The organism is Intestinimonas sp. (assembly GCF_026169115.1).
Classification (GTDB): domain Bacteria; phylum Bacillota; class Clostridia; order Oscillospirales; family Oscillospiraceae; genus Intestinimonas.
The window spans coordinates 1-2,902 of the sequence record NZ_JAPFEA010000112.1; the positions used below are offsets into that span (position 1 = coordinate 1).

At 57.3% G+C, this 2,902-nt stretch carries 4 protein-coding genes and 1 pseudogene; all 5 read right to left on the bottom strand.

Features of this window, described 5'->3' with window-relative positions; genetic code table 11:
• A pseudogene (locus Q0Y09_RS09790) lies at nucleotides 1-513 on the bottom strand (nicotinate phosphoribosyltransferase); the annotation flags it as partial.
• A gap of 41 nt (nucleotides 514-554) precedes the next feature.
• The gene (locus tag Q0Y09_RS09795; RefSeq protein ID WP_297720893.1) at nucleotides 555-1,082 is read right to left on the bottom strand and encodes a cysteine hydrolase family protein; all 528 of its coding nucleotides are present in this window, start codon (nucleotides 1,080-1,082) and stop codon (nucleotides 555-557) included.
• Nucleotides 1,083-1,203: 121 nt separating this feature from the next.
• Nucleotides 1,204-1,365, bottom strand: coding sequence for a suppressor of fused domain protein (locus Q0Y09_RS13270; protein WP_367184380.1), 162 nt, complete (start codon nucleotides 1,363-1,365; stop codon nucleotides 1,204-1,206).
• Nucleotides 1,366-1,446: 81 nt separating this feature from the next.
• Nucleotides 1,447-1,788: a hypothetical protein gene (locus tag Q0Y09_RS09805; protein WP_297720898.1), complete on the bottom strand. Its 342-nt coding sequence runs from the start codon at nucleotides 1,786-1,788 to the stop codon at nucleotides 1,447-1,449.
• A 77-nt stretch (nucleotides 1,789-1,865) separates the two neighbouring features.
• The coding region (locus Q0Y09_RS09810; protein ID WP_297720901.1) for a hypothetical protein at nucleotides 1,866-2,902 on the bottom strand (1,037 nt) is incomplete at its 5' end.

A 2,902-nucleotide genomic window follows, 5' to 3' on the forward strand; every position in this document is an offset into this window, starting at 1 on the left:
GCCCAGCACGGCGGCGTCGGGACCCTGGGCCCGGCGGGAGCCGAATTCGCTCACCGGCCGGCCCTGGGCCGCCCGGACGATGCGGTTGGACTTGGTGGCGATGAGGGACTGGTGGTTGAGGATGAGGAGTACGTAGGTCTCAATGAACTGGGCCTCGACAGCGGGGGCCCGGACAGTGAAGATGGGCTCGCCGGGGAAGATGGGGGTGCCCTCCGGCACCGCCCAGATGTCGCCGGTGAAACGGAAGCTCAGCAGGTACTGGAGGAATTCCTCGGAGAAGCCTCCCTTGCTCCGGAGGAAATCCACATCCTCCTGGGTGAAGCGCAGGTCCTGGATGTAGTCGATGATCTGCTCCAGGCCGGCGGCGATGGCAAAGCCGCCCCCGTCGGGCACGTCCCGGAAAAAGACGTCAAAATAGCAGATCTGCTTGTCGATGCCGGTCTGGAAATAGCCATTTCCCATGGTGAGCTCATAGAAATCGCACAAAAGGGTATAGTTATCGGTGTGTTTCATGTTCCGTCCATCCTTTCGCCGCCGGTCCGGCCGGGGCGGTGTTATCGGTCCGTCACCGTGATGTGGATGCCCTCCAGCACGTCCAGGGCTTTCTGGTGGAGGTCAGGGTCGTAGGAGGCGGTGCGCCGGGCGCTCACGGTGATGTGGGCGTTGGGGAGGGCCGCCTTCACCATGACAGCGTTGGAGAGCACGCAGATGTGGGACACCAGCCCGCACAGCTCCACCGCGTCATACTCCCGCTCCCGGAGCCAGTCGGCCAGGTCCAGAGAGGGGAAGGTCTCCTTCTCAAAGACCGGGTCACCGGGCCGGAGCGCGGCCCCCACCTGGCCATAGAGCTGCCAGCCGGGGGTGTCCTTCCGGCAGTGGGGGACGGGGAGCTTTGTCCCCTCCACCGTGGCGGCATAGTCATCACCGTGGGTGTCCATGGTGAAAATGACGTCGCCCCCGCCGGCGCGGACCTGGGCCATCCGGGCGGCGATGGGGCCGTCCAGTGTCTCCGCCCCGGGAAAGCCCAGAGCGCCGTCCACAAAGTCCTTCTGGTAATCCACTACAATGAGCAGCTCTTTCATGCCCTCTGCCTCCTGTTCTGCTGGAAAAAAGGGGGATAAAGTTATCTTACACATTATATGCGGTTTTGGTGGAAAATGCAAGTGAATGACCCGATTGAGTTTTCTTTTTCCGGAATACCATTCATTGAATGGCATTCCGGCGGTCAGCCTGCACGACAAAGCTGACATCCGCCATTCTGTCCAGCAGGGTGTCTGCGTCATGCTCTATGTTATACTCCAATTCATTCCGATAAAGGGGGAGAACCTGATAGAAGTTGACCTCGTCACCGTCTGGCAACGCCACGGCCAGCAGCGAGCGTAAACCGCCAGCCTGTTTCTGCTGTTCTCTTGATTTTTATGAGCTGGACTTAATTCCTAAAGGGATTTAGTCCTCTGCTTCCAAATCTACGATTTCCTGTATTTGATATTCGATTTCTTTATATTGCTTCAATAAATTTTGTAATAGAAATGGATTTATTTTTTTATCTCCATTTTCCGATTGTTCATATATGTCCACATCAATTTTGATAGCTTCAACTTCATGCAGTAAGTTTAGCAGAGTGACAATTCCATCTTCATCAAAGTAGTCACAAACATAAACGAAATCGTTATGTATAATTTTGGAACGGAGATTTGATATAGAAGCGTCAGGATCAAATTGCCTTAATATTTTAATCACATCTGCACTAGGAGTATTTGTCCGAAGTTTTAGCCCAAACATACTCATCCCAAATATTCCTTTTCAACAAAATCTATTTGTTTGTACAAGGAAAAACTAATCTTGATCTTTCTATGTTATTGAGCTCACTCGCAAACTTCCTCGCCGTCTCCCGGCACTCCCATGCCGCTTTCCTCTTTTTGGGGCGGATCATTCAGCAGCCGCTTGAGCCGCTCCCGGTAATTGGAACAGCCGTTGCGGCGGTCAAAGCGCGCGCCGATCTCCTCCGCCCGCTTCCAGAACCACCGGGCCAGGGCGGCGCAGTCATATACGCCGTCTGCCGGGCAGTCGGCAAACCCAGGCACAGGGGGCAGCTTGATTTCCGGGTGCAGCGGGCTGTGGGCCTGACAGAAGCTGGCCGCTCCCAGATAGAAAGAGAACAGCAGCTCCTGATCCCAGAAATTGTTCGTCCAGGGCAGGCTCTTTTTCAGCAGCTTGAGCCCGTCCTTCCAATCACCGGCGGAGCCGTTCATCCGCAGCAGGGTGCCCACCCGGCGCAGGTCCGCGGCGGTTTTGATGGGCTGGAGCACCATGGCGTCAGAAAAATGCTCCGCCTCCTGGAGATCCTTCCGCTCCAGCGCGTCATCGGTGAGGATGGACAGGAGCTTCCAGGGCTGCTCCTCGCAGAACTCCTTCTTTTGCAGAAGCCCCTCCACAATGCCGACGGCCTCCGCTCTGCGGTCCAAAGCCAGCAGATATTCCGCCATTGCACACGCCTCACACACCGCGCAGTCGGATACATCGTCCCGCTCCGCCGCCTGGAACCGCTCCAGATGCTCCTCCAGTGCGGTCCGATCCCCGGTCATCATGGCAAATTCCCCGGCGTGACACTGCCACAGCCGCTCTCCCAGGCCATAGGCCCGGACCTGATCCCGGAACTCCGCCAGCAGAGTTTTGCACTGCGCCAACGGGATCTGGGGCAGGCGGCGGGCGATGGAACTGGCCAGCATGGCCACCGAAATGACGGCGTCTCCCTCAGCCTCGCCCAGCTCGCCGGGATTTTCCTGATGGAGCCGCATAAACTCCGCGCACACCGGCAGGGCCTTGGCCGGATCGTCTCCAAATATGTAGGCATAAGCCAGGTCAAAGCGGCCGATCATCTGCTCTGTTGGCTCCTCCAGCC